The sequence below is a fragment of the Kitasatospora sp. NPDC041988 genome, assembly GCF_055588525.1.
Genome location: NZ_JBVJCO010000110.1, coordinates 1 through 1,935, shown reverse-complemented (window position 1 = coordinate 1,935; position 1,935 = coordinate 1). Strand labels below are relative to the sequence as shown.

Genomic DNA, 1,935 nt, shown 5'->3' with positions numbered 1-1,935 from the left:
GGCGCGTCCGGCGCGGACCGCGGGCACGGTCGTCAAGGACGAGGGTGAGGGCGGCAAGCAGCTCGCCGCGTTCCTCGCCGACCAGAAGTTCATCTGAGCCGGCCCCGGCCGAACCGCCCCACCACCAGCCCACAGCGAAGTACGGAGACATTGAGCAATGGCTGAGATTCTCGTCCTGGTGGACCACGCCGACGGTGTGGTCCGCAAGCCGGCCCTGGAACTGCTGACCCTGGCCCGCCGGATCGGCGAGCCGTCGGCCGTCGTCCTGGGTGCCGGTGCGGCCGCCGCCGACATCGCCGCCAAGGCCGGCGAGTTCGGTGCGGCCAAGGTGTACGTCGCCGACGGCGCCGAGTTCGCCGACCAGCTGGTCGTCCCCAAGGTCGACGCGCTGGCCCAGATCGCCAAGACCGTTTCCCCCGGTGCCGTCCTGGTCACCTCCTCCGGCGAGGGCAAGGAGGTCGCCGCCCGCGTGGCGCTGCGCCTCGGCTCCGGCATCATCACCGACGCGGTGGACGTCCGCGCCGGCGAGCAGGGCCCGGTCGCCACCCAGTCGGTGTTCGCCGCCTCGTACACCGTCGACTCGCGCGTCAGCAACGGCGTGCCGGTCATCACGGTGAAGCCGAACGCCGTCGCCCCCGAGGCCGCCCCGGCCGCCGGCGCCGTCGAGAACGTCACCGTCGCCTTCACCGGCAACGCCGCCAAGGTCACCTCGCGCACCCCGCGGGTCTCCACCGGCCGCCCCGAGCTGACCGAGGCCGCCATCGTGGTCTCCGGCGGCCGCGGCGTCGGCGAGGCGGCCGGCTTCGGCGTGGTCGAGGAGCTCGCGGACGTGCTCGGCGCGGCCGTCGGCGCCTCGCGCGCGGCCGTCGACGCCGGCTGGTACCCGCACAGCAACCAGGTCGGCCAGACCGGCAAGCAGGTCTCGCCCCAGCTGTACGTGGCCAACGGCATCTCCGGTGCCATCCAGCACCGGGCCGGCATGCAGACCTCGAAGACCATCGTGGCCGTCAACAAGGACCCGGAGGCCCCGATCTTCGAGCTGGCCGACTACGGCGTGGTTGGCGACCTCTTCGAGGTGCTGCCGCAGCTCACCGGCGAGGTGAAGGCCCGCAAGGGCTGATCCGCCGGAGCAGGACGGAGCAGGACGCACTACGCCGGAGGGCGTGGCACCGAGTACCCGGTGCCACGCCCTCCGGCGTTTGTGGCGTTTGGCGTGCGGCCGTCGCCCCCGCGCCGCTCCTGCTCCTACTCCGCGAAGGCCGCCAGGTGCTGGGTGAAGCCGCCCTGGTTCGGCGGCAGCGGGCGCGGCTCGGCCGGCTGGACCCGCTCGGCCTCCTCCTGGGGGAGCAGCGTCAGCTCGGGCTGGTCGGAGTCGGCCGACGGTGTCAGCCGGACCTTGGTGCCCACCGGGACGGTGCTGCGCAGGCCGTTGACGATGCACCAGACGTCGAAGCCCTCGGCCATCCTGATCAGCGACTTCTGCCGGGCCAGCGGCGTCCGGGCCTGCTCGACCGCGCAGCGGCGCACCACGCCGGTGCCCTCGCTGGCCTCCAGGCGCAGCTCGGTGGAGCCGCAGGTCGGGCAGAGCAGCCGCTGGAACGTCGGGTTGTTGCACCACGTGCAGCGCTGGAAGTAGAGCGGGGTGCTCTCGGTGTCGGCGTCGATGGCTGAGTGGACCACGGTGTCATCTCCCTGCGCTCGGACCTGGCTGCCGGAACTGCAAAAAGGATAGGGAACTCAGTGCCGCCCTGTGAAGGCACTGAGTTCCCTTTTTGCTGCGCGCATGCATAATGAAGGGTACTGAGTACCGTCCCGATACAGGAGTGCCGATCATGAGCCAGGACTTCGATCTCTTCCGGATCTCCGAGGAGCACGAGATGCTCCGTGAGGCGGTGCGTTCGCTGGCCGAGGCGAAGATCGCTCCGTTCGCGGCGG

General features: G+C 71.5%; 2 protein-coding genes and 1 pseudogene. 2 read left to right on the top strand and 1 reads right to left on the bottom strand.

Features of this window, described 5'->3' with window-relative positions; translation table 11 throughout:
• A pseudogene (locus ACZ6NC_RS41895) lies at positions 1-97 on the top strand (electron transfer flavoprotein subunit beta); the annotation flags it as partial.
• Between the two features lie 60 nt (positions 98-157).
• Positions 158-1,120, top strand: coding sequence for an electron transfer flavoprotein subunit alpha/FixB family protein (locus ACZ6NC_RS41890; protein WP_465739141.1), 963 nt, complete (start codon positions 158-160; stop codon positions 1,118-1,120).
• Positions 1,121-1,245: 125 nt separating this feature from the next.
• On the opposite strand, the gene ACZ6NC_RS41885 is transcribed toward ACZ6NC_RS41890, so the two are convergent.
• Positions 1,246-1,680, bottom strand: coding sequence for a PhlB family protein (locus ACZ6NC_RS41885; protein WP_465739140.1), 435 nt, complete (start codon positions 1,678-1,680; stop codon positions 1,246-1,248).
• Positions 1,681-1,935 lie beyond the last annotated feature (255 nt).